Raw genomic sequence first — 24,813 nt, forward strand, 5'->3', positions numbered from 1 at the left:
CCGCTCCCACAGGTTCGGCACAGGTCTTCAGGCCTGTATGTATCCTGTAGGAGCGGGCTTGCCCGCGAAGGGCCACATCAGGCTTATCTAACATGCTTTACAGCGCCCAGTTACCCAGGTCGGCATCCTGACCTTCGCCGCCCGGCACACCATCGGCGCCCAGCGAATAAACATCCACCCGGCCATGCTCACCGGGCATGCGGTACTGGTAAGGAGTACCCCACGGGTCTTCCGGCAAACGGCGCACATAACCATCGCTGCGCCACGATCGCGGCAGCGGCTCTTGGGCCGGTTTTTTCACCAGCGCGGCCAGGCCTTGTTCATTGCTCGGGAACCGCAGGTTATCCAGCCGATACATGTCCAGTGCCTGTTCGAGGGTGGCAAGGTCGGCCATCACCTTCTGCCGCATGGCTTTGTCTTGGTTGCCCAGCACGCTGGGAGCGACCACGGCGATCAGCAGGCCGATGATGAAGATCACCACCATGATCTCCATGAGGGTGAAACCACGCTGACGGTTACGACGATGCTGCATGGAAGTACTCCTTGTGTTCACAGTTGCAGGCCCTGATTGAGTTGCATGATCGGCAGCAGCACCGCCAGCACGATGAACAGCACCACGGCGCCCATCACCAGGATCATCAGGGGTTCGAAAAGCGCCATGGCGGTGTCCACTTGGCGGGCGAAGCCGCGTTCCTGGTCGTCGGCGACGCGTTCGAGCATGTCAGCCAACGTGCCGCTGGCCTCGCCGCTGCCGACCATGTTCACCAGCAACGGCGGAAACTGTTGGCAGGCATCCAGCGCACGGTGCAGGCTGGTGCCGCCTTGCACCTGCTGGCGCACCTGTTCCATGGCCTGGCGAATGCGCCGGTTGGCGACCGTCTCGGTGGCCACCTGCAACGCTTCGAGCAGGGCTACGCCACTGCCGCTGAGAATCGCCAGGCTGCGCGCCAGGCGTGCGCTTTCCAGCACCTGCAGCAGGCTGCCGATACGTGGCAGGCGCAACAGCCACGCGTCCCGGCGCAGGCACCAATGCGGCTTGCGCAGCAGCCAGCTGGCGAGCAGCGCCCCTGCCAGCGCCAGCCCCAGCAGCCACGGCCCGGCGTGCACCAGCCCTTGGCTCAGGCCGATCAGCACGGCGGTAATCAACGGCAGGCTCTGCCCGGCGTGGGCGAACTGTTCGGTGAGCTTGGGCACTACGAACGTCATCAGGCCGACCACCACCGCCAGCGACACGCCCATCAGCACACAGGGGTAGATCAAGGCAGTACGCGCTTTGTGCTGTTGCCGTTGCACCTGCTCCAGGTGATCGGCCAGGCGCGTGAGCACCTGGGCCAGCCGCCCGGAGCGCTCACCGGCCTCGACCAGCGCACAGTACAGGCCACTGAACGGCGCCCCCTGGCGGGCCAGGCTACGCGCCAGCCCCAGGCCCTCGGCGAGCGAGCCGCGCAAGGCGACCAACACGCTGTGCAAGGCCGGCTGGCGTAATTGCCGTTCGAGTGTGGCCAAGGCATCGACCAAGGGTATGCCCGCGCCAGTCAACGTCGCTAACTGGCGGGTCAATTCGCACAGCTGTGCACGGCTCAAGCGCTGGCGGCGGGGTTGCCGGGTACCTGCCTCATGGCGTTGCAATTGGCGGGCGAACAGGCCCTGCTCACGCAACAGTTGCCGTGCATGGCGCTCGCTGTCGGCCTGCAGGCTGGCCTTGTGGGCTTTGCCGGCCAGGTCGACGGCTTGATAGCGATAAGTCGGCATGGCTCAGCCCTGCACCGCGCGCAGCACTTCGGCCAGGCTGGTTTCGCCCCGCGCCAGGCAATCACTGGCCATGGCCACCAGGCTGCGTCGACGATCGGCCAAGTAGTCCTGCATGGCTTGCTCACTGGCGCCGTCGTACAGCAGCGCGATCAGGCCGGCGTCCAGTTCGATGAATTCGTACAGGCCCAGGCGCCCGACATAACCGCTGCCCTGGCACAGCTCACACCCCACTGCGTGGTAACTGCTGCCCAATGCACACAGTTCAGGCCACAGGTCACGCTCGGCCGCTTGCAGCGGCTGCGCCACCGCGCACTGGCACAGCCGCCGCACCAGGCGCTGGGCCAACACACCGCGCAGGCACGAGGCGATCAGGAACGGTTCGATGCCCATGTCACGCAAGCGGGTCACCGCGCCCACCGCACTGTTGGTGTGCAGGGTCGACAGCACCAAGTGGCCGGTGAGGCTGGCCTGCACGGCTATCTGCGCGGTTTCCTGGTCGCGGATCTCACCCAGCATGATCACATCCGGGTCCTGGCGCAGGATGGCCCGCAGGCCCGTGGCGAATGTCAGCCCGGCGCGGGGGTTGATCGCGGTCTGGCCGATGCCAGCGATGGCGTACTCCACCGGGTCTTCGACGGTGAGGATGTTGCAGCTGCCATCGTTGAGGCTGTTGAGGCTGGCGTACAGCGTGGTGGTCTTGCCCGAGCCGGTCGGGCCGGTGGACAGCACGATGCCATTGGGCCGCGCCAGGCAGCTGCGCAGGCCATCGAGCACCGCTGCCGGCATGCCCAGGTTGTCCAGCGCCAGCAGGCTGGCCTGCTTGTCGAGCACACGCATCACCACGCGCTCGCCATGGATGCCGGGCAAGGTCGACACCCGCACATCGACCTCACGCCCCGCCGCACGTAAGGTGATGCGGCCGTCCTGGGGCTGGCGTTTCTCCGCGATGTCCAGCCGCGCCATGACTTTGATCCGCGACACCAGCATCGCCGACAGCGCCCGCGGCGGGCGCAGCACCTCGCGCAGGTGGCCGTCGACCCGCAGGCGCACCACCAGGCTCTGCTCGAAGGTCTCGATATGAATGTCCGAGGCACGCAGGCGTAAGGCCTGGCCGAACAGGCCATTGATCAGGCGGATGACCGGCGCCTCGTCATCGCTTTCGAGCAAGTCTTCAATGCGCGGCATCTCGCTCATCAGGCTGTCCAGGTCTACTTGGTCGCCAATCCCTTCGATCAGCGCTTCGGTGGCCGCATCGCCGCCCTGATAAAGCTGGCCCAATTGCTCGTCGAACGCCGCAGGCTCCAGGTAGGCCAGCGCGCTGGGCTGGCCATGCACGCGCAGCAGCTCCTGCAACTGGTCACTGTCGGCGTCGCGGCGCAGCCACAATTGCCAGCCGCTGTCGGTCGGGATCATGGCCAGGCCGGCCTGGCGTGCCAGGCGATAGGGCAGCATCACCAGTCACCCCCTTCCAGGCGCGCTCGGCTGGCGGGGAACACCTGCAGCAGTGGCGTACCACCTTCTGCGCCCGCAAGGTTTGGCAGCTGAAGCGGGGTGGTCTGCTGCAAGGTGCGGTACTTGTTCTCGCTGAGCCCGGCCAGGCTCGGCCCGTCGCGCAGGATGCGCGGGCGGATGAAGACCATCAGGTTCTGCTTGGTGTTCTTGCTGGCGTCGGAGCGGAACAGCCGGCCCAGGTAAGGAATGTCCCCGAGCAGCGGCACCCGCTGGTTGCTGGTGCTCAACTCGTCGCTGATCAGCCCGCCCAGAATCACCAGGCCGTTGTCTTCGACCATGACCTTGGTCTTGATCTCGCGCTTGTTGGTGATCACGTCGCTGGCGGCGCTGGAATCGGCAATCGACGAGACCTCCTGGACGATGTCCAGGCGCACGCTGTTGTCGACGTTGATCTGCGGCTTGATCCGCAGCTTGACCCCGACTTCCTTGCGCTCGATGGTCTGGTAAGGGTTGGCGTTGTTCTGTGTCACGGAGCCGGTGACGAAGGGCACTTCCTGACCGACCAGGATCGACGCCTCGGCATTGTCCAGGGTCAGCAGGGTCGGGGTGGAGAGCAGGTTGAAACCGCTCTTGCCCTTGAGCGCATTGACCAGCATGGCGAAGTTGAAACCGCCCCCAAAATGGCCGATGCCCGCCGTGGCACCCGTGGTGGCCGACAGCAGTTTGCCCAGAGCCTCACTGTCTTCGCTGGCCGCAGCCCCCGCAATGTTGGCGATGTTCACCCCATTGCTGCCGAAGTTGACGATACCGGCACCGAACTTCTCGTCAGCGAACAACCACTGCACGCCCAGCTCTTGCGCACTGCTGTCGGACACCTCGGCGATGATGGCCTCGACCACCACCTGGGCGCGGCGGATATCCAGTTGCTCGACGATGGCGCGGTAGGCGGCCAGTTCGCTGTCGGGGCCGACCATGACCACGGCATTGGTGCCCTCTTCGTACTCCAGGCGGATGCCCGAGCTACTGGCAGCGGCCGTCACCGGCGGCTCTTTGCTCTCCCCTTCGCCTGTGCTTTGCGCCGGTGCCATGCCTTCCTGGCTGAGCCCGCGCAATACCTTCACCACTTCACTGGCATTGGCGTGGCGCAGGTACATGACTTGGGTGCTGGCGCTGCCCACTGCTTCGCTGGGGCGGTCAAGCTGGCGCAGCAGGCTGGCGATGCGTTCGAGGTTGCTGCGCCAGTCGGTAACCACCAACTGGTGCGCGGCCGGGTACGGGGTGATCACCCCTACCCGTGGGTCGACCAGGGGTTTGAGGATGCCAACCACTTGCTCGGTGGCCGCGTTGCGTAGATCGAATACCCGCGTGGCCACGCTGTCGCTGCCCGCGCCCTGCTGCCCGGCAGGCTCCACCGGCACCGGTTCCAGGCGCGCCGCCTGGTCGGGGACGATCTTCACGCTGCCATTGGGCAGGTCGACGGTGGCGTAACCCTGGGCGCGCAGCTGCGCCAGGAAGATGTCATAGATAGCATCGGCGTCGTGCAGGTCAACGGTGCGTACGGTGACCTTGCCCTTTACCCGAGGGTCGACGATGAACGTAGTGCCGGTGATGCGCGACACACTGTCGATGAACTCGCCCAGTTCGGTGTCGACGAAGTTCACTTCGTACATCGGCGTGCCGTTGTCATCGAACACCGGCTCCTCGGCGCTGGCCTGGGGTAAGGCCACCGCCAGGGCCAGGCTCAGCGCAGCCGCCACGCAGTATTTAACAGGCATCGTTCATCCTTGCCGCTTGAAGCCGGTCACGGCGGGGCGTGGCGGCCAGGGCAGGCGTTCGCGCCGCCCCTGGTTGTTGAAAATCAGGCCATCGGTGTCGATGTCCTGCAGCACGATCCCTGGCGCCAGGCGCTGGCCGCGGGCCAGTGTGCGCACCTGCTGGCCGTAGCGCAGCACCACCACGCTGGCCGACAACGGCTGGGCCTTGAGGCCACCCAGGTAGTGCAGTGGCAAACGGGTGATGATGATCGCGCCGTCATCGACCGGCGCCTGCCAATGGCCGACCATCAACCCAGGCAACTGGGCTGCGGCCGCCTGGGCGGGGCTGGCCGGTTGTGGCTGGCGGCCCAGTTGCAGCACGCACTGCGCCGCCAGCCAACCGGCCAACGTCAGGCAGCCACCGGTGAGCAGCCGCGCGCCAAGGCTCACGAAGCCAACTGCCGTGGATGCCAGCCCGGGTGCCCCTGCACATAGCGCACCTCGGGCACCTGCAGCGGCGCCAGTTGCCAGTCGGCGCCTTGCCGCGTCAGCCAGGCTTCTACCCGCTGCCAAAGTGGCTCGCCGGCCTGCGACGCGAACTGCAGGCCGAAGGTGCGGCACAACCCCTGGACCGGTTCCAGGCCGGTGATGCGCTTGCCTTGCGGGCTGTAGCTGACACCCCAGGCCTGGCCTTGCCAGCGCGGCAGGTCTTGGCTGTTGTCCAGCAGCAGCGGGTCGCCGAACAGCTGTTCCGCGGCATTTTCCAGCACTTGCTCCACCTGCCGGGCCGGGGCTTCGACCACCGGGGCCGGGTACCCGCCGGTCAGGCTGATCAGGTGCTCGCGGGTGATCGCTGCACCTGCGGCCAATGGGCAGTCATAACGCAAGCCCGGCAGCAGCACAGGCAAATTGTTGTCATCGGCCAGGGCCTGGTGCAGCAGGCGGTCCCAGCTGCCGCCGCGGGTGTCACGCCGCCACAAGGCCTGGGGTGCCTTGGCCAGCGGTTGGTCGAGCCACGCCGCGTGGCCGGCGCGCTGTTGGTTCAGTTGTGCCTGAAAGTGCCCGGCGCTCACCCGTGCAGCCGGGGAAAGCTGCTGTTCGAACGCAGGGAAGAAACGCCCCTCGAACTGCCATTGCCCGGCCACCTGTTGGCAACGCAGGCGAAACGCCCCGCTGCCCCGGCACCCGGCAAACAGCACCGGTACGCGGCGGCCGTTGGCCTGGGTGGCCGGCACGGGCGTCGGCCACAGGTCCTGGCCACGCGCACAGAGCAACACGTCGATTGCCGGCAGCCGTTCAGCCAGCCACAGCCCAGGCCCGGTGCCGACATCGGCCATGGCCACGACCAGGTCAGCTTCGCGCCGGGCCTGCTCGAACACCGGCAGCAAAGACTGGTACCACTGTTTGAGGGAGGCTTTCTGGTCTTGGGCGTAAGGGTCGGTCACGCCGACCACGGCAATCCGCGCACCGCCCCGTTCGAACAGGTGCAGTGCTTCAAGCCCCAGGGTTTCGCGTTGTTCGTCGGCCAGCCCCGCGCCCAGCGTAATGGCAGCGGCCTGGCGGTAAAGCGCCGTGCTGCGCTGCGGCCAGAGCACGCGCTCGTCACTGCTGACGCGTGCGTCGCTGCCCAGCAATTGGCTGCCCTGCACGCCGCTTTCACCTTGGGTCAGGTAGGCCAGGCCGCTGCCGTTCCAGCCTTGGCCGTTTTCCAGGGTCAGGCTGTTGCCCGCCCCGGCCTCGCCACGCAACTGCTCCAGCAATGCGGCCAGCACGGCGTAACCACCGAGGTTGGCGTGCGCGGCCTGGCTGGCATCGAGCAAGGGGGCCAAGTGCGGGAAGGCGATGCTGGCACTGGCACCGGTCATCCACGGCGCACGCCCCAGGTGGCTGACCGGCCCCAGGCGCGTTGCCGGGACAACGGCCAAGCCAGGCTGGCGGGCATCGAGGGTGTCGGCGACATACAGCAAATCCAGGTTGGCATTGCCACCACGTTGGCCTGGCAAGGCGGAACAGGCGCCGAGCAAGGGTGCCAAGGCACCGACGCCCATCCAGCTGATCACTTCGCGCCTGTTCACACTGCTTACCATCGAGCCCGCCATCCTTAACCAAGTTCACGTTGGGCTCCGGATGTTGCGGCGTTCGCATGACAGTTTGATGGCAGAAATCAGACAGCAATTCCGAATTGATCTGTCAGGGCCAAGCGTAAGAACGAGTAGTTTTAAGCGCGCGTTCATATTTCTGCCAAGGAATCATCATACTTGCGCTCTAAAGTCGCGGTTTCCTCTAACTCAGCCAACATAAGGACACCCTGATGAGTCGAGATACCGGCGACAACCTGGACCGGAACCACAGCGGCAATCTGCCGATGGCCAGCGTCATGGACGCCTACCTGAGCCGCCGCAGCATCATGCGCGGCAGCCTGGGCGCCGCCATCGCCATGATCGCCGGGACCGGCCTGACAGGCTGCTTCGACGGTGATGGCGGTTCCGATCACGATGATCCTGTCACCGAACCACCGGTGACCGAGCCACCGGTAACCGAACCGGAAGTCCCGAAACTGGCATTGGGCTTCCAGTCCATCCCAGGCTCGCGCACCGATGCCTGTGTCGTCGCGGCAGGCTACAGCGCCTATGTGCTGGCGCCGTGGGGCACCCCGCTGAACAGCAATGGCAACCCGTGGAAGTCCGATGGCAGCAACACCTCGACCGACCAGGCCAATGCCATGGGCATGCACCATGACGGCATGCACTTCTTCCCGATCAATGGCAGCTCCGAAGACGGCTTGCTGGCCATCAACTTCGAATACATCGACGCGGCAGCCCTGCACCCCGCCGGCCCGACCACTGACGTCAACGGCAAGCGCCCGGCCGAAGAAATCCGCAAAGAGATCAACGCCCACGGCGCCGGCGTGGTACGCCTGCAGAAAGTCAGCGGGCGCTGGCAGGTGGTCGACAACGACCCGCTGAACCGCCGCTTCACCACCGCCTCGCGCATGGAGATCACCGGCCCGCTGCGCGGCACCGACCACGTGAAGACCAAGTACTCCACGGGCGGCACCCACTGCCGCGGCACCAACAACAACTGCGGCAACGGCTACACCCCGTGGGGCACCTACCTGACCTGCGAAGAGAACTGGCCGGGCATCTTCGTCAACAAAGGCACCCGCCCTGAAGACCAGCGCCGTATCGGCGTAGGCACCTCCAGCGGCCAGTACAAATGGGAAAGCGCCGCCGGTGACAGCACCGAGGTGAATGACGAATTCGCCCGTTTCGACGTAACGGTCAAAGGCGCCAGCGCCACCGACGACTACCGCAACGAAGCCAGCACCTATGGCTACATCGTCGAGATCGACCCGTACAACAGCTCCACCCTGGCCACCAAGCGCACCGCGCTGGGCCGCTTCCGCCACGAAGGGTGCTGCCCAGGCCTGCCGGTGGCAGGCAAGCCGCTGGTCTGGTACATGGGCGACGACTCGAACAACGAGTACCTGTACAAGTTCGTCTCCACGGCCGTGTGGGACGCCGCTGACGCCAGCCCGGCCGACCGCCTGGCCACCGGTGCCAAGTACATGGACCAAGGCAAGCTCTATGTGGCCCGCTTCAATGCCGACGGTACCGGCGTGTGGCTGTTGCTCGACGTCGCCACCCCCACCACCGCCGGCAGCACCCTTGGCGCGCTGTACGGTGACCTGCCGGGCATCATCCTCAACACCCGAGGTGCTGGCGATGCCGTGGGCGCGACCCCGATGGACCGCCCAGAATGGACCACGGTCAACCCACTCAATGGCGATGTCTACCTGACCCTGACCAACAACAGCGCGCGTACGCCAGAGAAAGTCGACGCGGCCAACCCGCGTGGCCCGAACCGCCACGGCCACATCATTCGCTGGCACGACAGCGACGACCAGTTGAGCTTCAGCTGGGACATCTTCGTGTTTGGCGCCAATGCCGCCGGTACCGCCGACATCAACCGCTCAGGCCTGACCGAACTGAACCAGTTCGCCAGCCCTGACGGCATGAGCTTCGATAGCCGTGGCGTGTTGTGGTTCGAGACCGACAACGGTGAAACCACGCTGACCGACTACACCAATGACCAGTTGCTGGCGGTAATCCCCACTGACCTGGTAGATGCCACGGGCAAGCAAGTGCCAGTCAACGCGCAGAACCAGGTGGACTTGCGGCGCTTCTTTGTCGGGCCGAACGGTTGCGAAGTGACGGGGATTGCCTTCAGCCCGGACAACAAGTCGATGTTCGTCAACATCCAGCACCCGGAGAATTGGCCGTATACCGATAAGGCGACCGATGCGACCCCGGCTGGGGCTACGGTAAGGCCGCGGGCTTCGACGGTGGTGATTCAGCGTGATGATGGCGGGGAGATCGGGACGGTCTGATCGAAAGGCTTTCCATAGACTCAGTTGAGCCAGGCAGGTAACTCGGTGGATGCTTATTCCGTTTCGAGTTACCTGCGTAGGCCAAAAAGCGTCTGGACCCAATACCTGGTAATTCTGTCAGTAGACCGAGAGAGGGAAATGCCCGAATCTTCGGACATCCCATACTTCATGGCAGGTTCATCATGCAGTCTCATGGCCCTCTGTCACGTACTCATAAACTGTTTTATCAGAATGGCGCACTCTCGATCGAGATAGGCCCCTGCACAACGCGCTACTTTGCCAGTGAGGCAGGCGTCGTGGCGCAGTGCACGCCAGGCGCTAGCACCTCGCTTTACAGGGTTGATCAACTCATGACTGTGCTGGGGACCACCGACGGGCCTCATCAACAGCGCTTCACTGTTTACGGTTTTCCTGCCCCAGGCAGTTTCAAAACACCACTAGGCTTTAGCGGGCAACGATTTAATGCAATGTCGGGATGTTACCCACTGGGCCATGGTCATCGTTGGTTCAATCCAAGGGTGATGCGGTTCGGCCAATCTGACTCGTTATCACCTTTCGGTAAAGGCGGCGTTAATAGCTATGCATACTGCCAAAATGACCCTGTCAATAGGCTGGATCCCAACGGACGAATCTGGCACTTGCTACAACGAGCAGGGAACTGGTTTCTGCAAACTATTTACCCCGCGCCTGGAGCATCACCAACTGTAAGGCCTTTACTAGACGATATCGATGGTGTCGGCCCCACGCCTCCAATCACTAAAACGGTAATAAATAAGGTGCACCCGAACTTATATGAAGCCTTAGCAAACCGCATCTCTGGTTTTAGACATATGACAGAGACTGTTGACCGCAAAATTATAGATGTGCACGCCACTTATCATTGGGGCATTAACGTTATCGCCAAGTGGCCCCCAGTAACTGTTGCGAGCATAACAGTGCTCGCTGGTATCGGCCTCCATGCTTTTGCGGAAAGTCAAACTTTTGCTATAGGGGCGGGCCCACGCCCTGTGGTGACATTTGACTTAGCCAGCACGCCTGACCCCTTGGTAGCAATGAGGATTGCCAGAGGTGAGTGATAAGATTTTAAACCCTCTTTTCAAGGATGTTCCGCTTACCAAATCATCGGCTCCCGACTACGCACCCGCACCTGCTGCGCCGGCACCCGCGCATGCCACTGCACCACCCCCAGCGCCTCTACCTGAAACTCGCTGCGCATCACCCGCCCCTCTTCCTCGAACGACAGCTGCAACAGAAAATGCCCACTGTTGAGCAGCAACCCTTCGCTCAACCGTTCGAACGTCTCATCATCCACCGCCCCCAACGCCTTGCGCAGCGCAGCGGCATCCACATACCCCGACGCCGGCCGGCCACTGATGATGCGGCTGAGCAGCGCGCGTGGGTAGCGCCCCTCGTACAACGCTTCGAGCATGGGCAGATGCTCCAGGCCCAAGGCATTGGCGTTCAAACGCCAGCCAATGGTTTGCGGCAAAGCGCACAGCATCGGGTAGCGGCCCTGGCGCGTGGCATCTGGCTCCAGCAGCAAGTTCAGCTCGCTGGTGTCGAGCATCGGTTGGTTGGCCGCCAGGCGCGCGGGTTGCTGGCGCAGGTATTGGGCACTTTCAGCCCCTTGCAGGCGAGTATCGCTGTCATTGTCCAGCCAATCGGCCAGGGCATCGACCAGGCGTTCTGCCGCCATGTCGTCGCCCAGCAAGCGGCGCAACTGGCGCTCGGCGCGCTCACCGTCGGCACCGAGCAATGCGTTGACGTTGAAGCACGTGTGCTGGTCGCGCACCCGCAGTTGCGCCTGGCCTGCGCCAAAATCGTAGTTCAGCGGTTGCCCGCGCAAGGCCTGCCAGAACAACGGGCTCAGCCGCCAGGCCGGGTCGCGCAGCGCCTGCTCGGCATAGGCCAAGCCGGCCTGTTCCATGGCCCTGACCTGCACCCGCTGGTGCAACAAGCGCACTTCATCAACCTGGCGCCGGCCATCTTCCACCAGCCAGGCCATACCGGCGGCGAGCATCGCCAACACCACCATCACCATCAGCAGGGCCGCGCCGTGCTGTCGTTTACCACCCATCTGCACCCGCCTCTCATGGCCAGTAAAAGCGCCAGTCAACACGCCGGTTGTTGCAGGTAGATGGCAAGGGTGCGTTCCGTCATGTTCACGTCATCTGCACGAGGCAGGATTGCCCTTCCTTTTCATGGCCTTACAGGAGTAGTCGCAATGGGTGGCATTGGAATCTGGCAACTGGTGATCGTACTGATGATCGTATTCCTGCTGTTTGGCACCAAGCGCCTCAAGGGCCTGGGCAGCGATGTTGGCGAGGCGATCCAGGGGTTTCGCAAGTCCATGGGCGGTGACAACGACGTCAGCCCGCCCGGCACCGCACAGGTGCAGCAACAGGCGCCGTTGACCGGCCAGGCAACGCCCCAGCCGCAAGCGGACCGTCAGGCCTGATGTTCGAGGTAGGCTTCAGCGAGTTGCTGCTGGTCGGCATCGTCGCACTGCTGGTGCTGGGCCCCGAGCGGCTGCCGGTTGCGGCACGCACGCTTGGGCGTGGCCTGGGGCAGGCGCGCAGGGCCATGCAGGGCCTGCGCGCACAGATGGAGCGCGAGATCGAGTTGCCCAACTTCGACAGCGCGCCCCTGCAGCGCCTGGAACAGGAAATGCGCCAGGGCATCAGCCTTGCCGCACCACCGGCCAATGACCCGGCAACCGTCACTGCACCCAGGGAGAATGCCTCATGAGCCTTGCCATGGACCCTGCGGCGGGCATGCCGCTGACCGAGCACCTGCGCGAACTGCGCAAGCGCCTGGTGCGTTGCCTGGGGCTGGTCGCGTTGGTGTTCGCCGGCCTGTTCCCCTTCGCCCAGACCCTCTACACACTGATCTCGGAGCCATTGCGCCGCTTCCTGCCAGAGGGCGCCAGCATGATCGCGACCAGTGTCACCTCACCGTTTCTGACCCCCTTCAAGCTGACCGCGATGTGCGCGCTGTTCGTCGCCATGCCGCTGTTGTTGCACCAGGCCTGGGGGTTTCTGGCGCCGGGGCTGTACCGCCGGGAACGGCGCATTGCCCTGCCGCTGCTGGTGTCGAGCATTCTGCTGTTCTATGCCGGCATGGCGTTCGCGTTCTTTCTGGTGTTCCCGATGATGTTCGGCTTCTTCGCCAGCGTCACGCCCGATGGGGTGGCGATGATGACCGACATCAGCCAGTACCTGGACTTCATCATGGCGCTGTTCCTGGCATTCGGGCTGGCGTTCGAGATCCCGGTGGCAACGTTCATCGTGGTCTGGGTGGGGTTGGCGGATGTGGCGACCCTGCGCCGTAGCCGGCCCTACGTGATCGTCGGGTGCTTTGTGGTGGGGATGATTCTGACGCCGCCGGACGTGTTTTCGCAGACGATGCTGGCGGTGCCGATGTGGGTGCTGTTCGAGGTGGGGTTGTTGGCGTGTAGCGGGTTGAAACGGCCTGAGCCTGGCAATGAAGTTGTGGCGGGATTGTAGGGCCTCTTCGCGGGCAAGCCCGCTCCCACAGGGATATCACAAGCTTCAGTACCGGTGATATCCCTGTGGGAGCGGGCTTGCCCGCGAAAAGCCTTGATGCGCTCTAGAAGTCGGCCAGTGGCCAGACTTCATAGGCTGGCGTCTCGTACGGGTGGCTCTGCTTGAGCGCGGCAACGACCTGAGCGATCAGGTCGTCAGCCACCACCAGCTCTACCTTCCATTCCTCGACTACCTCGACCTGGCCGGTTTGCCCGAGAAACGGCTGGCTGCCGTCCAACGGGCGAAACTGGCCTTGGCCCAGGGTTTGCCAGGCGCAGTGGTCATAGTCACCGATTCGCCCGCCACCGGCGGCGAATACGGCAGCCTTGACCACCTCGACATGGCTGGCCGGGACGAAGAAGGCGAGCTTGTACACGCCTTAGTTCACCCAGACGCGCGCGTTGCGGAACATACGCATCAGCGCAGCATCTTCCTGCCACTCATCCGGGCGCCAGGAGTTCTGCACAGCGCGGAACATACGCTCCGGGTGCGGCATCATGATGGTCACGCGGCCGTCACGGCTGGTGAGGCCGGTGATACCACGCGGCGAGCCGTTCGGGTTGGCCGGGTAGGTTTCGGTGACCTTGCCGTGGTTGTCGACGTAGCGCAGGGCCACGCAACCGGACACGTCGGCTTCCAGCAGTGCCGCTTCGTTGGCGAACTCGGCATGGCCTTCGCCGTGGGCGATGGCGATCGGCATGCGCGAACCGGCCATGCCCTGCAGGAAGATCGAGTTGGACTTCTGCACCTCGACCATGGCCACACGGGCTTCGAACTGCTCTGACCGGTTACGCACGAAGTGCGGCCAGAACTCGGTGCCCGGGATCAGCTCGTGCAGGTTGGACATCATCTGGCAACCGTTGCACACGCCCAGGGCGAAGCTGTCGGTGCGCTCGAAGAAGGCCTGGAAGGCATCGCGGGCACGGGCGTTGAACAGCGCCGACTTGGCCCAGCCCTCACCGGCACCCAGCACGTCACCGTACGAGAAGCCGCCGCAAGCAACGAGGCCTTTGAAGGCTTCGAAGTCGACACGGCCAGCGAGGATGTCGCTCATGTGCACGTCAATGGCGGCGAAGCCGGCGCGGTCGAAGGCAGCAGCCATCTCGACCTGGCCGTTGACGCCCTGCTCACGCAGGATCGCCACTTGCGGGCGCACGCCTTTCTTGATGTACGGGGCAGCGATGTCGTCGTTGACGTCGTAGCCCAGCTTGACCGACAGGCCCGGGTTGTCTTCTTCGAGCAGCGCGTCGAATTCCTGGTCGGCGCATTCAGCGTTGTCACGCAGGCGCTGAACCTGGTAGCTGGTCTCGGCCCACTGGCGTTGCAGCAGGCGACGGTCGCCCTTGAACAGTTCTTCACTGTTCAGGCGCACGACCACTTCGCTGTTGTTGGTCGGCCGGCCGATCACCGCGACGCAGTCTTCACCCAAGCCAGCGGCGCTGAACTGGGCCAGTACGTCTGGGGTGGCATCCTGGCGAACCTGGATGACCGCACCCAGCTCTTCGTTGAAGAGGATGGCGGCGACTTTTTCCGCTTTGCTGGTCAGGGTGTCCAGCTCCAGGTCGAAGCCGCAATGGCCGGCGAAGGCCATTTCCAGCACGGTGGTCATCAGGCCACCATCGGAACGGTCGTGGTAGGCCAGCAGGTGGCCGTCGGCGTTGAGGCCCTGGATCACGGCGAAGAAGGCCTTGAGGTCTTCGGCATCGTCGACGTCCGGTGCGGCACTGGCCAACTTGCCGTGGGTCTGCGCCAGGATCGAGGCGCCCATGCGGTTCTTGCCGCGGCCCAGGTCGATCAGGATCAGGTCGGTTTCGCCCTTGTCCATGCGCAGTTGCGGGGTCAGGGTCTTGCGGATGTCGGTGACCGGGGCGAAGCCGGTGATGATCAACGACATCGGCGAGGTCACGCTCTTCTCGACGCCCTCTTCGCTCCACTTGGTCTTCATCGACATCGAGTCTTTGCCGACCGGAATGGTGATACCCAACTCAGGGCACAGCTCCATGCCGACAGCCTTGACGGTGTCGTACAGGCGGGCGTCTTCACCCGGGTGGCCGGCGGCGGACATCCAGTTGGCCGACAGTTTGATGTCGGACAGCTTCTCGATCCGCGAGGCGGCAAGGTTGGTCAGGGTTTCGCCGATGGCCATGCGGCCAGACGCCGGGGCGTCGAGCAGGGCCAGCGGGGTGCGCTCACCCATGGCCATGGCTTCACCGGTGTAGACGTCGAAGCTGGTGGCGGTAACGGCGCAGTCGGCCACCGGCACCTGCCATGGGCCGACCATTTGGTCACGGGCTACCAGGCCAGTGATGGTGCGGTCGCCGATGGTGATCAGGAAGCTCTTGCTGGCCACCGCAGGGTGGTGCAGCACGCGCTCGACCGAATCGGCCAGCGACAGGGTGCTTGGGTCGAATTCATCGCCAAGTTCGGCTTCACGGGTGACCGAACGGTGCATGCGCGGCGGCTTGCCCAGCAGCACGTCCAGCGGCATGTCCACCGGGGTGTTGGCGAAGTGGCTGTCGGTCACGGTCAGGTGCGGCTCTTCAGTCGCCTCACCCACAACGGCGAACGGGCAGCGCTCTCGTTCACAGATGGCCTGGAAGCGGTCGAAGTCGACAGCGCTGACGGCCAGCACGTAACGTTCCTGCGATTCGTTGCTCCAGATTTCGTGCGGGGCCATGCCCGGCTCATCGTTGGGCACATTGCGCAGTTCGAAGCGGCCACCGCGGCCACCGTCGTTGACCAGCTCAGGGAAGGCGTTGGAGATACCGCCGGCGCCAACGTCGTGGATGAAGGCGATCGGGTTCTTGTCGCCCAGCTGCCAGCAGCGGTCGATGACCTCTTGGCAACGGCGCTCCATTTCCGGGTTTTCGCGCTGTACCGAAGCGAAGTCCAGGTCGGCAGAGCTGGCACCGGTGGCGACCGACGACGCCGCACCGCCACCCAGGCCGATCAGCATGGCCGGGCCGCCGAGCACGATCAGCTTGGCGCCGACGGTGATCTCGCCCTTCTGCACGTGGTCTTCACGGATGTTGCCCATGCCGCCGGCGAGCATGATCGGCTTGTGGTAGCCGCGCACTTCTTCGCCGTGCGGGGTGTTGATCGCCTGCTCGAAGGTACGGAAGTAGCCGGTCAGGGCCGGGCGACCGAATTCGTTGTTGAACGCGGCGCCACCCAGTGGGCCTTCGACCATGATGTCGAGGGCGTCGACGATGCGCTCAGGCTTGCCGTACGCCTGCTCCCATGGCTGTTCGAAGCCCGGGATGCGCAGGTTGGACACGGTGAAGCCGGTCAGGCCAGCCTTGGGCTTGGCGCCACGGCCGGTGGCGCCTTCGTCGCGGATTTCGCCGCCGGAGCCGGTGGAAGCCCCGGAGAACGGCGCGATGGCGGTCGGGTGGTTGTGCGTCTCGACCTTCATCAGGATGTGCACCGGCTCCTGCACCGCGCCGTACTGGCGGGTTTCAGGGTTCGGGAAGAAACGGCCGGCAACGTTGCCGACGATCACCGAGGCGTTGTCCTTGTACGCAGACAGCACGCCTTCGCTGTGCATCTGGTAGGTGTTCTTGATCATGCCGAACAGGCTCTTTTCCTGAGCCTGGCCGTCGATGTCCCAACTGGCGTTGAAGATCTTGTGGCGGCAGTGCTCAGAGTTGGCCTGGGCGAACATCATCAGTTCGATGTCGTTCGGGTTGCGCGCAAGGTTCTGGAAAGCGGCGACCAGGTAGTCGATCTCGTCTTCAGCCAGGGCCAGGCCCAGGTCGACGTTGGCCTTGGCCAGGGCGTCGCGGCCACCGGCGAGGATGTCGACCGAGGTCATCGGCTTGGGCTGGGCGTGGCTGAACAGGTCGGATGCCTGCTCCAGCTGGGCCAGCACGCGCTGGGTCATGCGGTCGTGCAGTTCGGCGGCGACGGCCTGTGCATCGGCTTCGCTCAGGTTGCCGGCGACGTAGTAGGCGATGCCGCGCTCAAGGCGCTGGATCGACTGCAGGCCGCAGTTGTGGGCAATGTCGCTGGCCTTGCTGGCCCAGGGCGAGATGGTGCCCAGGCGCGGCACGACCAGGAACAGGCGGCCGGTCGGCTCCTGTACCGGCACGCTCGGGCCGTACTTGAGCAGACGGCCCAGCACCTGCTGCTGGTCGGCGGTCAGCTCGCCGTCGACATCGGCGAAGTGGGCGAATTCGGCATACAAACCAGTAACAGCGGGGACTTTCTGGCTCAGTTGCTCGAGTAATTTACCGTGGCGAAAGGCAGAAAGGGCAGGAGCGCCGCGCAGGATCAACATCGTCGGGACAGCCTCAGGAAGGGGTGTGCTTAGAGGCCGTGCATTCTAGCCTAATTCCACGGCTTTCGGCACCTGCTCTACGCCGCGCCTGTCGGGCGGTGGAACCGGACTTTCGGGTCAATATTTCGGGTGCTCGCCTCAAGAGGTTTATGGCCTGGCAGATCGAGCGCCGCGCGGGCGGCGCTCGATCTGCAAGGCGGCACACCTCTAACGGCAAACACCCTGAACACAGAACCCGCTACCAGACAAGCTATCTGTTGTCGAGATATGGCGCCGCCTGTCCTTTGCGTATACTGCAAGCTATGTTCGCCCACACTGCTTTGCGCCAGCGCTGCGCCAGATGGCTCATCGCAACCGGACTCTTTCTGATGCTCGGTGCCTGTGTTGAAAAACCCAGCACCCTCGAGCGCGTGAAGGAGGATGGCGTGCTGCGCGTAATCACTCGCAACAGCCCGGCGACGTATTTCCAGGACCGTAACGGCGAAACCGGCTTCGAATACGAATTGGTCAAGCATTTCGCCGATGATCTCGGCGTAAAGCTGGAGATCGAGACCGCCGACAACCTCGACCAACTGTTCGACGAGCTGGGCAAGCCCTCCGGCCCAGTGCTGGCAGCCGCCGGTCTGGTAAGCAGCGAACGGCGCAAGACCCAGGCGAAATTCTCCCACCCGTACCTGGAAGTCACCCCTCAAGTCATCTACCGCAACGGCCGCTCGCGCCCGACCGAAGCCAAGGGCCTGGTCGGCAAAAAGATCATGGTGCTCAAGGGCAGCAGCCATGCTGACCAGCTGGCCGAGCTGAAAAAGCAGTATCCGGGCCTGGAATACGAAGAATCCGACGCCGTCGAGGTGGTCGACTTGCTGCGCATGGTCGATGAAGGCCAGATCGACCTGACCCTGGTCGACTCCAACGAACTGGCGATGAACCAGGTGTACTTCCCCAACGTTCGGGTCGCCTTCGACCTGGGCGACACCCGCGACCAGCGCTGGGCGGTGGCGGCCGGCGAGGACAACAGCCTGCTCAACGAGGTCAACGAGTTTCTCGACAAGGCCCAGAAGAACGGCACCCTGCAGCGCCTGAAAGACCGCTATTACGGCCATGTCGATGTACTCGGCTACGTCGGCGCCTATACGTTCGCCCAGCACCTGCAGCAGCGGCTGCCCAAGTACGAGAAGCACTTCAAGAGCTACGCCAAGGTCGAACAGGTGGACTGGCGCCTGCTGGCGGCCATCGGCTACCAAGAATCGATGTGGCAGCCGGAAGTCACCTCCAAGACGGGCGTGCGCGGCCTGATGATGCTCACCCAGCGCACAGCGCAGGCCATGGGCGTGTCCAATCGCCTGGACCCGAAACAGAGCATCCAAGGTGGTGCCAAGTACTTCATGCTGATCAAAGAGCAACTCGACGACAGCATCCAGGAACCCGACCGCACCTGGTTCGCCCTGGCTGCCTATAACGTTGGCAGCGGCCACCTGGAAGACGCCCGCACCCTGGCCAAGCGCGAGAAGCTCAACCCGAACAAGTGGCTGGACGTGAAGAAAATGCTGCCGCGCCTGGCGCAGAAGCAGTGGTACAGCAAGACCAAGTACGGCTATGCCCGCGGCGGCGAGCCGGTGCACTTCGTGGCCAACATCCGCCGTTACTACGACATCCTGACCTGGGTGACCCAGCCGCAGCTCGAAGGCCAGATGGCCGAGGGCAACTTGCATGTGCCTGGGGTAAACAAGGACAAGCCGGCAGAGCAGTCGCCGCCGATGTAATCCTGTACGGGCCTGTTCGCAGGAATGACCGGCATTCACTCCCTTCCCGGCTTCATCCGTAAGTTTACACACCTCACCCTAAGCGATTTACGTTTCAAGTCTCTGGGAACGTTAGACATCGCCTGATGTAACAGCAAAAACCTAACGATTACGCAACTGGTAAAAATGCCAGTTGCCGCCTAGCAGCCACCCTTCTATAGATGCTTCTCCACAACCACGGTGTTGGAGACAAGCATGACCAGGCCCCTTATTATTCTTGGGCTGCTCAGCCTGACTGCGTTCGCACAGGCACAATCACCCCTCAAAGATGATTACAAGGCAGCAGAAGTGAAAAGGGCGGAGTCACACGCCAGCCACCCAACCGTGCCCGTAGGCAAACTTCATCTTTACAAGAACGCAACCGACAGTGCCTGCACATCTTTGAACATAGAATATCGAAGAAACGCTGCCTACAGGGGCAGTTACAACTGCGGCAATGATCAGGTTTATTTTTTTAAGGTAAGCAATGCATCAAAGGGGAACACCATCAAACTGGGGAGCGACAGACCTGTAAAAGAATCTGACTACAGCTATTGCCCAGAAAATGACTGGCGCTTCATACTCGAGGTAACTGACGATGCAGTTAATACAAGCAAGATCCCTCTCTCAGAACTTAGAAATATTGAAAACGGGGAACTGATCGTCAGTGGATTAAAAATGCAGAAGAACGCCTACAGGAGCGGAAACATCGCTGGAAAGCTAACTTGTGTAGATACCAACAACCTATAACAACCTATGTATCGTTAGCCACCTGCTACCCCCCCCTCTTTACCCTTCGCGCCTTGAAAAAGTCACTGAGGATCTGGCCACACTCCTCCGCCAGCACCCCGCCCTCTACCATCACCCGATGGTTGAGGAAGCCCTGGCCGAAGAACTGACCCTGGCTCTGCACGATACCCGCCTTGGGCTCCAACGCCCCGTACACCACCCGCGCCACCCGCGAATGCACGATCAAACCCGCGCACATGCTGCAGGGCTCCAGGGTTACATACAGCGTGCTGCCCGGCAGCCGATAGTTGCTCGCCGACTTCGCCGCAGCCCGAATGGCAACCATTTCGGCATGCGCACTCGGGTCGCTGTCGATAATGGGCCGGTTGAAGCCCTGGCCGATTACCTGGCCATGCTGCACCAGCACCGCCCCCACCGGCACCTCGCCCATGGCCGCGCCCTCAGCCGCCAGGGCCAGAGCAATGCGCATGAATTCCTGATCGCGGCTGCGATCGATGATGTGTGGGCGCATCAGACCACCGCTATCGCGGCCATCAGGCCGGTTTCCATGTGGTCGATGACGTGGCAGTGGAACATCCAGGTGCCCGGGTTATCCGCCACAAGTGCCACCTGGGCCCGCTCGTTCTTGCCCAGCAGGTACGTATCGGTGAACCACGGCTCCTTGATGTCGTGGCGGTTGGAGGCAATCACCTTGAAACTCATGCCATGCAGGTGGATCGGGTGCTGGTACTGGGTCATGTTCTTCAGCTCGAAGATGTAGCTCTTGCCCTTCTGCAGCGTGGCGATGGGCCGGTCGGCGCATGTCTTGTCGGTGATGTCCCAGGCCTGGCCGTTGATCTGCCACAGGCTCGATGGTTTGTTCGGGTCAGGGGTGACAGAAACTTTGGCCGCCCACTCGAAATTGAAGTTGAGCTTTTCAGCATTCTCCAGGTCCGGCTCGGCGATCGGGTTGGCCGGCAGCGCTGGCGGCCAGTCACTCGGCGCGTCGTTGCTCGGCACCGAACGCAGGGTACCCAGGCGCACGAAACCGTCGCGCAGGGAAATTTCCTCACCCGCTTCGGGAATCCGGATGGCCAGGCAGATGCGCATGCCAGGGCCAAGCCAGTACTCATCTTCCAATGGCCGCGGGGTCACCGGGTTGCCGTCGAGGGCGTAGATCTTCGCCTCGCAGTTGCCCTTGAGGTTCAGGCGGTAGGTCCAGGTGTTGTCCAGGTTCAGCAGGCGCACCCGCACCACCTGGCCGGCCGGCAGCTCGGTGACCGCGTCGGGCTGGCCGTTGATGGTGATCAGCCGCCCGGCAGTGCCGTTACGCGCGGCCTCACGCGGGATGCTGAACGGCAGCCAGGCGCCCTGCTCGTCCACGTGCCAGTTTTTCAGGCTCAGCGTGCGCTCGTGCAGGAACCCGGTAGGCTCGCGCTCCTCGACGATCAGCGGGCCGACCAGGCCGCGGCCGAGCTCTTCCGAGCTGCTGACATGTGGGTGATACCAGTAGCTGCCGGCATCCGGCACGCGGAACTTGTAGTCGAAGTATTCGCCCGGCTTGACCGGCAGCTGCGACACGTACGGCACGCCGTCCATTTCCAGCGGCAAGCGGATGCCATGCCAGTGAATGGTGGTTTCGACCGGCAAGTGGTTGATGAACCGCACCCGCAGCCAGGTGCCCTGGCGTACCCGCAGCTCGGTACCTGGCGCCGAAGGGCCAAAGGCCCAAGCCTCGGTCTTGAAGCCCGGCACCAGTTCCACGTCCAGGGGCGCGGCGATCAGCTCGTAGTCGTGCCCGGCATTCTCGTCCTCGACCTTGCCCAGCCAGTACCGCGCTGCGCCTCCGGCGCCCAGGCCTACCACAACCAGGCCGGTGAGGCCCTTGAGCATTTGTCGACGGGTGAAGGACATCGGTGCGGGTACCTCGTGTTCGGCGCAATCAAGCTGCCAGCAGGGCTGGCGATGAAGGGCGAATACGATACACCTGCAAATGGGAAAGATTAAGTGAAAGCCACCATTACTGGCCGTTCAGGCAAGCAATATGCACCGCCTTCATGGCCCGTGCCCCTTCGAGACTGACGTTTATCCTTCCAGCCAGGACAAACGTGATGCCCTCCAACACCCCCACTTCCAACGAACAGCAAAGCCTGCTAACGCTGGCCCGCCAGCTCACCGAAGCCTGCCCTGACATGCGCGAGATGGCCCGCGAAGTTGCCCAACAGGTTCTTGAACGCCACGGCCTGAAAACGCTGGACCCCGACAATGTCTACCTGCACCGCTTTCACACCGCCGTCAGCAGCCACAAAACTTTCAACGGCTGGCAGCACCTGGACCCGCCGTACGAATCGCTGACCTTGCCCCAACTGGTCATGCACCGCTTCGATGCCAACGACCAGGACAACGCCGACCTGCTGAGTTACCTCGTGGGCTTTTACACCGAAGGGCCTGGCGGGGATGCCTACGACGAGCGTAATGAAATCCGGCTCGAGGCCAAGGACGTTCTGGAATACTTTTGGAGCATCGATTTTGCCGTTGATTTCAAAGCTCGGCTGACGTCTTTCTGGTCGAAACAGGCGGGCCACTTCCGAACGTTGGCCAAGGCCAACTTCCTCAGCAAAGTACTGGAAGCCTGCGCACATGACCCCGCGTCAGCGCTGGCCAGCCACTGCCGCGATGTCGTGCAGGCGCTGGCGGGCGACACAGCCTGGCCGCCGTCACTGGAAGCGCTGCAACAACAGGTAGTACCTGGCGCTGGCGTGCGCGTGTGCACGTTCGATATCGGCGGGCATGTGGCCACAGATATCCTGCGTGTTCAGCTCAAAGATGGCAGCCAGCTGATCTACCTACCTGGCGACGTCGATGGCCTGCATTACTTTGCGGATGACCAGGCGTTGTTCTGGTGGGTACTCATCAACTGCAACCATGCCGATAACCGGGCACGCTTCCTGGCGCACTTCTCCCTCGATGACCGCGATGAGGGCGACAGCAAGGTCGGCCTCAATCACCTGGTCGATCTGTTGTACCAAGGCTGGGGCAAGGATGATTATTCCAGCATCAACACCCTCGATCAGCAGATTCATAAGGACGCCTTCGACTGGCTGCGCGACAAAGCCCGACAGCGGATGATCGATGATGCGCACTTCTCCCTGCGCTCCAACGCCGACTTGCGCAAACAACTGTGGATCGGCTACCTGAGTGCCGGCCTGAAAGTGTTTGGCCCCCTGGCGGCAGTGGACTGGCCCGTGGCATTGGCGCTGGTCGGCGCCGGTATCGCTGAAACAGGCTTGAACATCGACCAGGCAATTACCGGGCATACCACCCGCGAACGCAAGGCAGGCGTTACAGGGGCAATCTTTGCTGCCATCGAGACGCTGTTCAACGCAACGTTTTTGCTCAGCGCACCGAGCAAACCACTCGCCGAACTCGGCGAAGCCGCTGAAGCAGGCGCGGAAACGGGTGCAGGCCAAAGCCCCACAGCGCCAGAAGAACCCGCAACTGCTGGCGAAACCGAACCCGGCGACGAAGAGCCTTCAAGCGTAGTGGACGCCGTGAAAACCTGGGTACCAGCGCCCTTCCAGCCAGTGGAACGCTGGGCGCTGTTGCAGCCTTTCGAGACCAATGTGCTGCTTAGCGGCGAGCCTGGCTCGGGCACCTTCGCAGGCATTTACATACAAGACGGGCAGTTTTATGCGCTGGTCGAGGAGCAACCTTACCAGGTGCGCTTTGTGCCGGAGCTGAAAACCTGGACCATCGTCGACCCGGAAAACCCGTTTTCTTTCTACAAGCACCAACCGATCCGCCTTGATGCCGAGGGCCAGTGGTACCCCATCGAGCGTGGCAGCCTCAAAGGCGGCATGCTCTCACGGCTGAAGATCTGGGGCAGGCCATCAGCGGCGGCGAACGTGCCTGCCCTTGCCGAAACCCCTTATGAAGTCCCCCCCAGCTTGCGCCCTGCACTTGAAGACGTGGCGGACGAAGAGATCACGGGCGCACGGGAAAACATTCACGACCCTGAACGATACGCCGCCATCGAGCGCTTTCGCGCCCTGCGTGAGCAACTGGCGACCGATGCCAACCAGTTCATGACCACGGTAGACGTGCCAGCTCGCCCGCCAATACCTGAGTTACCTGCTGGAACTACGCCTAAGCAGGTACTGCAACGTATCTATGAAAACAGCAACGGCCTGGTGATCGGCGAGGCGCATAGCAGCCTTGGTAGCAAGCGGTTGTTGATCGAAAACATGGGCCAGTTGCGCAAGCTGAAAGTGAAGACGCTGTACATGGAGCATTTCACCACCGATTTCCAGCAAGCGGACCTCGACACCTTCAACCGTAGCGGCGTCATGCCAAGGGCGCTGGAGCGGTATGTCACGGCTCAGGACTTCGGGCACCACACCGACCCTGCCGGCCGCTACACCTTCCGCCGGATACTGCTTGAAGCACACAAAAACGGCGTGCGCATCCAGTCCATCGACTGCATGGCCAGCTATCGTCAGGCATGGGCAGAGCCGGTGTCCGATGTGGCGCGTCAGCAGATGATGAATTTCTACGCCCACCTGATCATCGACGCTGACCAGGCTACGCGTGGCCCGGGAAGGTGGGTTGCGCTAGTCGGTAACACTCACGCCAACAACTTCCATGGCGTTACCGGCCTGGCTGAAACAGAAGGTGCGATTGGCTTGCGGGTTGAAGACACCCCTGCCGGTGGAGTCGATACCTACACGGCCGACCCCGGCACGGATTCCGCTGACAGCAAAGGCAAGCTGTGGCACTTGCAAAGCGACCTGCGGCTGCAAGCGGCGGTAACCCCTGCGCGCTCACCGTCACCAGACCTGGAAAGCATGCTGGTCAGGCCAGGTGACTACACCTTCGAAGAGGCCAACGGCGAGCAGTACCTGGTTAACCGCAGCCGTGACATGCGCCTGCGGCGCACCTTGATCAGGCGGGATGGGCGCTTCTACTACATAGAACGGCCAGACTGGCCAACCCTCCATCAACGCCGCCTGGCGCACCTTTCCGATCTACATACTTGGCTGAGGCAGCGTGGTATGCGGCACATCACACCTTGAGCTGCTTACGTTTGCTCACAGACTCGCAGACCGTCGTATACGCACAATGGCGCTTTCAACGT

19 protein-coding genes are annotated in these 24,813 nt (G+C 63.1%); 8 read left to right on the plus strand and 11 right to left on the minus strand.

Annotated features, from left to right (window positions below; translation table 11 throughout):
- Positions 1-97: 97 nt before the first annotated feature.
- The 6 genes from gspG to QOS90_RS11675 are packed head-to-tail and all read right to left on the minus strand — an operon-like array spanning position 98 to position 7,045.
- A complete protein-coding gene (gene gspG / locus QOS90_RS11650; RefSeq protein ID WP_027595700.1) occupies positions 98-532 on the minus strand; it encodes a type II secretion system major pseudopilin GspG in 435 nt (144 codons plus the stop codon).
- A 17-nt stretch (positions 533-549) separates the two neighbouring features.
- Positions 550-1,752, minus strand: coding sequence for a type II secretion system inner membrane protein GspF (gspF, locus tag QOS90_RS11655; RefSeq protein WP_027595699.1), 1,203 nt, complete (start codon positions 1,750-1,752; stop codon positions 550-552).
- Between the two features lie 3 nt (positions 1,753-1,755).
- Complete coding sequence (locus QOS90_RS11660; protein WP_085272702.1) at positions 1,756-3,204, minus strand: GspE/PulE family protein; 1,449 nt, start codon at positions 3,202-3,204, stop codon at positions 1,756-1,758.
- Positions 3,204-4,979: a type II secretion system secretin GspD gene (gspD, locus tag QOS90_RS11665; protein WP_172960341.1), complete on the minus strand. Its 1,776-nt coding sequence runs from the start codon at positions 4,977-4,979 to the stop codon at positions 3,204-3,206. The genes QOS90_RS11660 and gspD overlap by 1 nt, the downstream gene beginning before the upstream one ends.
- 3 nt (positions 4,980-4,982) lie before the next feature.
- A complete protein-coding gene (locus QOS90_RS11670; RefSeq protein WP_085272701.1) occupies positions 4,983-5,408 on the minus strand; it encodes a pilus assembly protein PilZ in 426 nt (141 codons plus the stop codon).
- The gene (locus QOS90_RS11675; protein WP_085272700.1) at positions 5,405-7,045 is read right to left on the minus strand and encodes a bifunctional UDP-sugar hydrolase/5'-nucleotidase; all 1,641 of its coding nucleotides are present in this window, start codon (positions 7,043-7,045) and stop codon (positions 5,405-5,407) included. The genes QOS90_RS11670 and QOS90_RS11675 overlap by 4 nt, the downstream gene beginning before the upstream one ends.
- Before the next feature lie 224 nt (positions 7,046-7,269).
- Between QOS90_RS11675 and QOS90_RS11680 the strand changes: the two genes are divergently transcribed.
- On the plus strand, positions 7,270-9,348 hold the full coding sequence (locus tag QOS90_RS11680; RefSeq protein ID WP_027595694.1) for a PhoX family protein: 2,079 nt from the start codon (positions 7,270-7,272) through the stop codon (positions 9,346-9,348).
- 350 nt (positions 9,349-9,698) lie between these two features.
- The gene (locus QOS90_RS11685) at positions 9,699-10,424 is read left to right on the plus strand and encodes an RHS repeat-associated core domain-containing protein (protein ID WP_256577366.1); all 726 of its coding nucleotides are present in this window, start codon (positions 9,699-9,701) and stop codon (positions 10,422-10,424) included.
- A 35-nt stretch (positions 10,425-10,459) separates the two neighbouring features.
- Here QOS90_RS11685 and gspK read toward each other — a convergent pair whose 3' ends face one another.
- A complete protein-coding gene (gspK, locus tag QOS90_RS11690; RefSeq protein WP_085272809.1) occupies positions 10,460-11,425 on the minus strand; it encodes a type II secretion system minor pseudopilin GspK in 966 nt (321 codons plus the stop codon).
- 147 nt (positions 11,426-11,572) lie between these two features.
- On the opposite strand from gspK, the gene tatA reads away from it, so the two are divergent.
- The 3 genes from tatA to tatC are packed head-to-tail and all read left to right on the plus strand — an operon-like array spanning position 11,573 to position 12,854.
- Complete coding sequence (gene tatA / locus QOS90_RS11695; protein WP_085272698.1) at positions 11,573-11,806, plus strand: twin-arginine translocase TatA/TatE family subunit; 234 nt, start codon at positions 11,573-11,575, stop codon at positions 11,804-11,806.
- Positions 11,806-12,096, plus strand: a complete 291-nt coding sequence (gene tatB, locus QOS90_RS11700) for a Sec-independent protein translocase protein TatB (protein ID WP_085272697.1) — start codon at positions 11,806-11,808, stop codon at positions 12,094-12,096. The genes tatA and tatB overlap by 1 nt, the downstream gene beginning before the upstream one ends.
- A complete protein-coding gene (gene tatC / locus QOS90_RS11705) occupies positions 12,093-12,854 on the plus strand; it encodes a twin-arginine translocase subunit TatC (protein ID WP_027595690.1) in 762 nt (253 codons plus the stop codon). Before tatB ends, tatC begins: the two co-directional genes overlap by 4 nt.
- A gap of 103 nt (positions 12,855-12,957) precedes the next feature.
- On the opposite strand, the gene QOS90_RS11710 is transcribed toward tatC, so the two are convergent.
- Both QOS90_RS11710 and purL read right to left on the minus strand, forming a co-directional pair.
- A complete protein-coding gene (locus tag QOS90_RS11710) occupies positions 12,958-13,269 on the minus strand; it encodes a YqfO family protein (protein WP_027595689.1) in 312 nt (103 codons plus the stop codon).
- Positions 13,270-13,272: 3 nt separating this feature from the next.
- On the minus strand, positions 13,273-17,172 hold the full coding sequence (gene purL / locus QOS90_RS11715) for a phosphoribosylformylglycinamidine synthase (RefSeq protein WP_085272696.1): 3,900 nt from the start codon (positions 17,170-17,172) through the stop codon (positions 13,273-13,275).
- 302 nt (positions 17,173-17,474) lie between these two features.
- Here purL and mltF point away from each other — a divergent pair, with 302 nt between their 5' ends.
- Both mltF and QOS90_RS11725 read left to right on the plus strand, forming a co-directional pair.
- Positions 17,475-18,932, plus strand: a complete 1,458-nt coding sequence (gene mltF, locus QOS90_RS11720) for a membrane-bound lytic murein transglycosylase MltF (RefSeq protein WP_027595687.1) — start codon at positions 17,475-17,477, stop codon at positions 18,930-18,932.
- A gap of 234 nt (positions 18,933-19,166) precedes the next feature.
- Positions 19,167-19,700, plus strand: a complete 534-nt coding sequence (locus QOS90_RS11725; RefSeq protein WP_027595686.1) for a hypothetical protein — start codon at positions 19,167-19,169, stop codon at positions 19,698-19,700.
- A gap of 25 nt (positions 19,701-19,725) precedes the next feature.
- Here the strand turns inward: QOS90_RS11725 and tadA are convergent, their stop codons facing one another.
- Together tadA and QOS90_RS11735 are read right to left on the minus strand one after the other, a co-directional pair.
- Positions 19,726-20,211, minus strand: a complete 486-nt coding sequence (tadA, locus tag QOS90_RS11730) for a tRNA adenosine(34) deaminase TadA (protein WP_027595685.1) — start codon at positions 20,209-20,211, stop codon at positions 19,726-19,728.
- Positions 20,211-21,593 (minus strand): multicopper oxidase family protein, encoded by a 1,383-nt coding sequence (locus QOS90_RS11735; protein ID WP_027595684.1) that lies wholly within the window; start codon positions 21,591-21,593, stop codon positions 20,211-20,213. Before QOS90_RS11735 ends, tadA begins: the two co-directional genes overlap by 1 nt.
- Positions 21,594-21,790: 197 nt before the next feature.
- Here QOS90_RS11735 and QOS90_RS11740 point away from each other — a divergent pair, with 197 nt between their 5' ends.
- Positions 21,791-24,751 carry a membrane-targeted effector domain-containing toxin gene (locus QOS90_RS11740; RefSeq protein ID WP_085272695.1) on the plus strand — a complete coding sequence of 987 codons (2,961 nt, stop codon included), beginning with the start codon at positions 21,791-21,793 and terminating at the stop codon, positions 24,749-24,751.
- Positions 24,752-24,813 lie beyond the last annotated feature (62 nt).

Source organism: Pseudomonas sp. LAIL14HWK12:I10 (genome assembly GCF_900184205.1).
Classification (GTDB): domain Bacteria; phylum Pseudomonadota; class Gammaproteobacteria; order Pseudomonadales; family Pseudomonadaceae; genus Aquipseudomonas; species Aquipseudomonas kermanshahensis.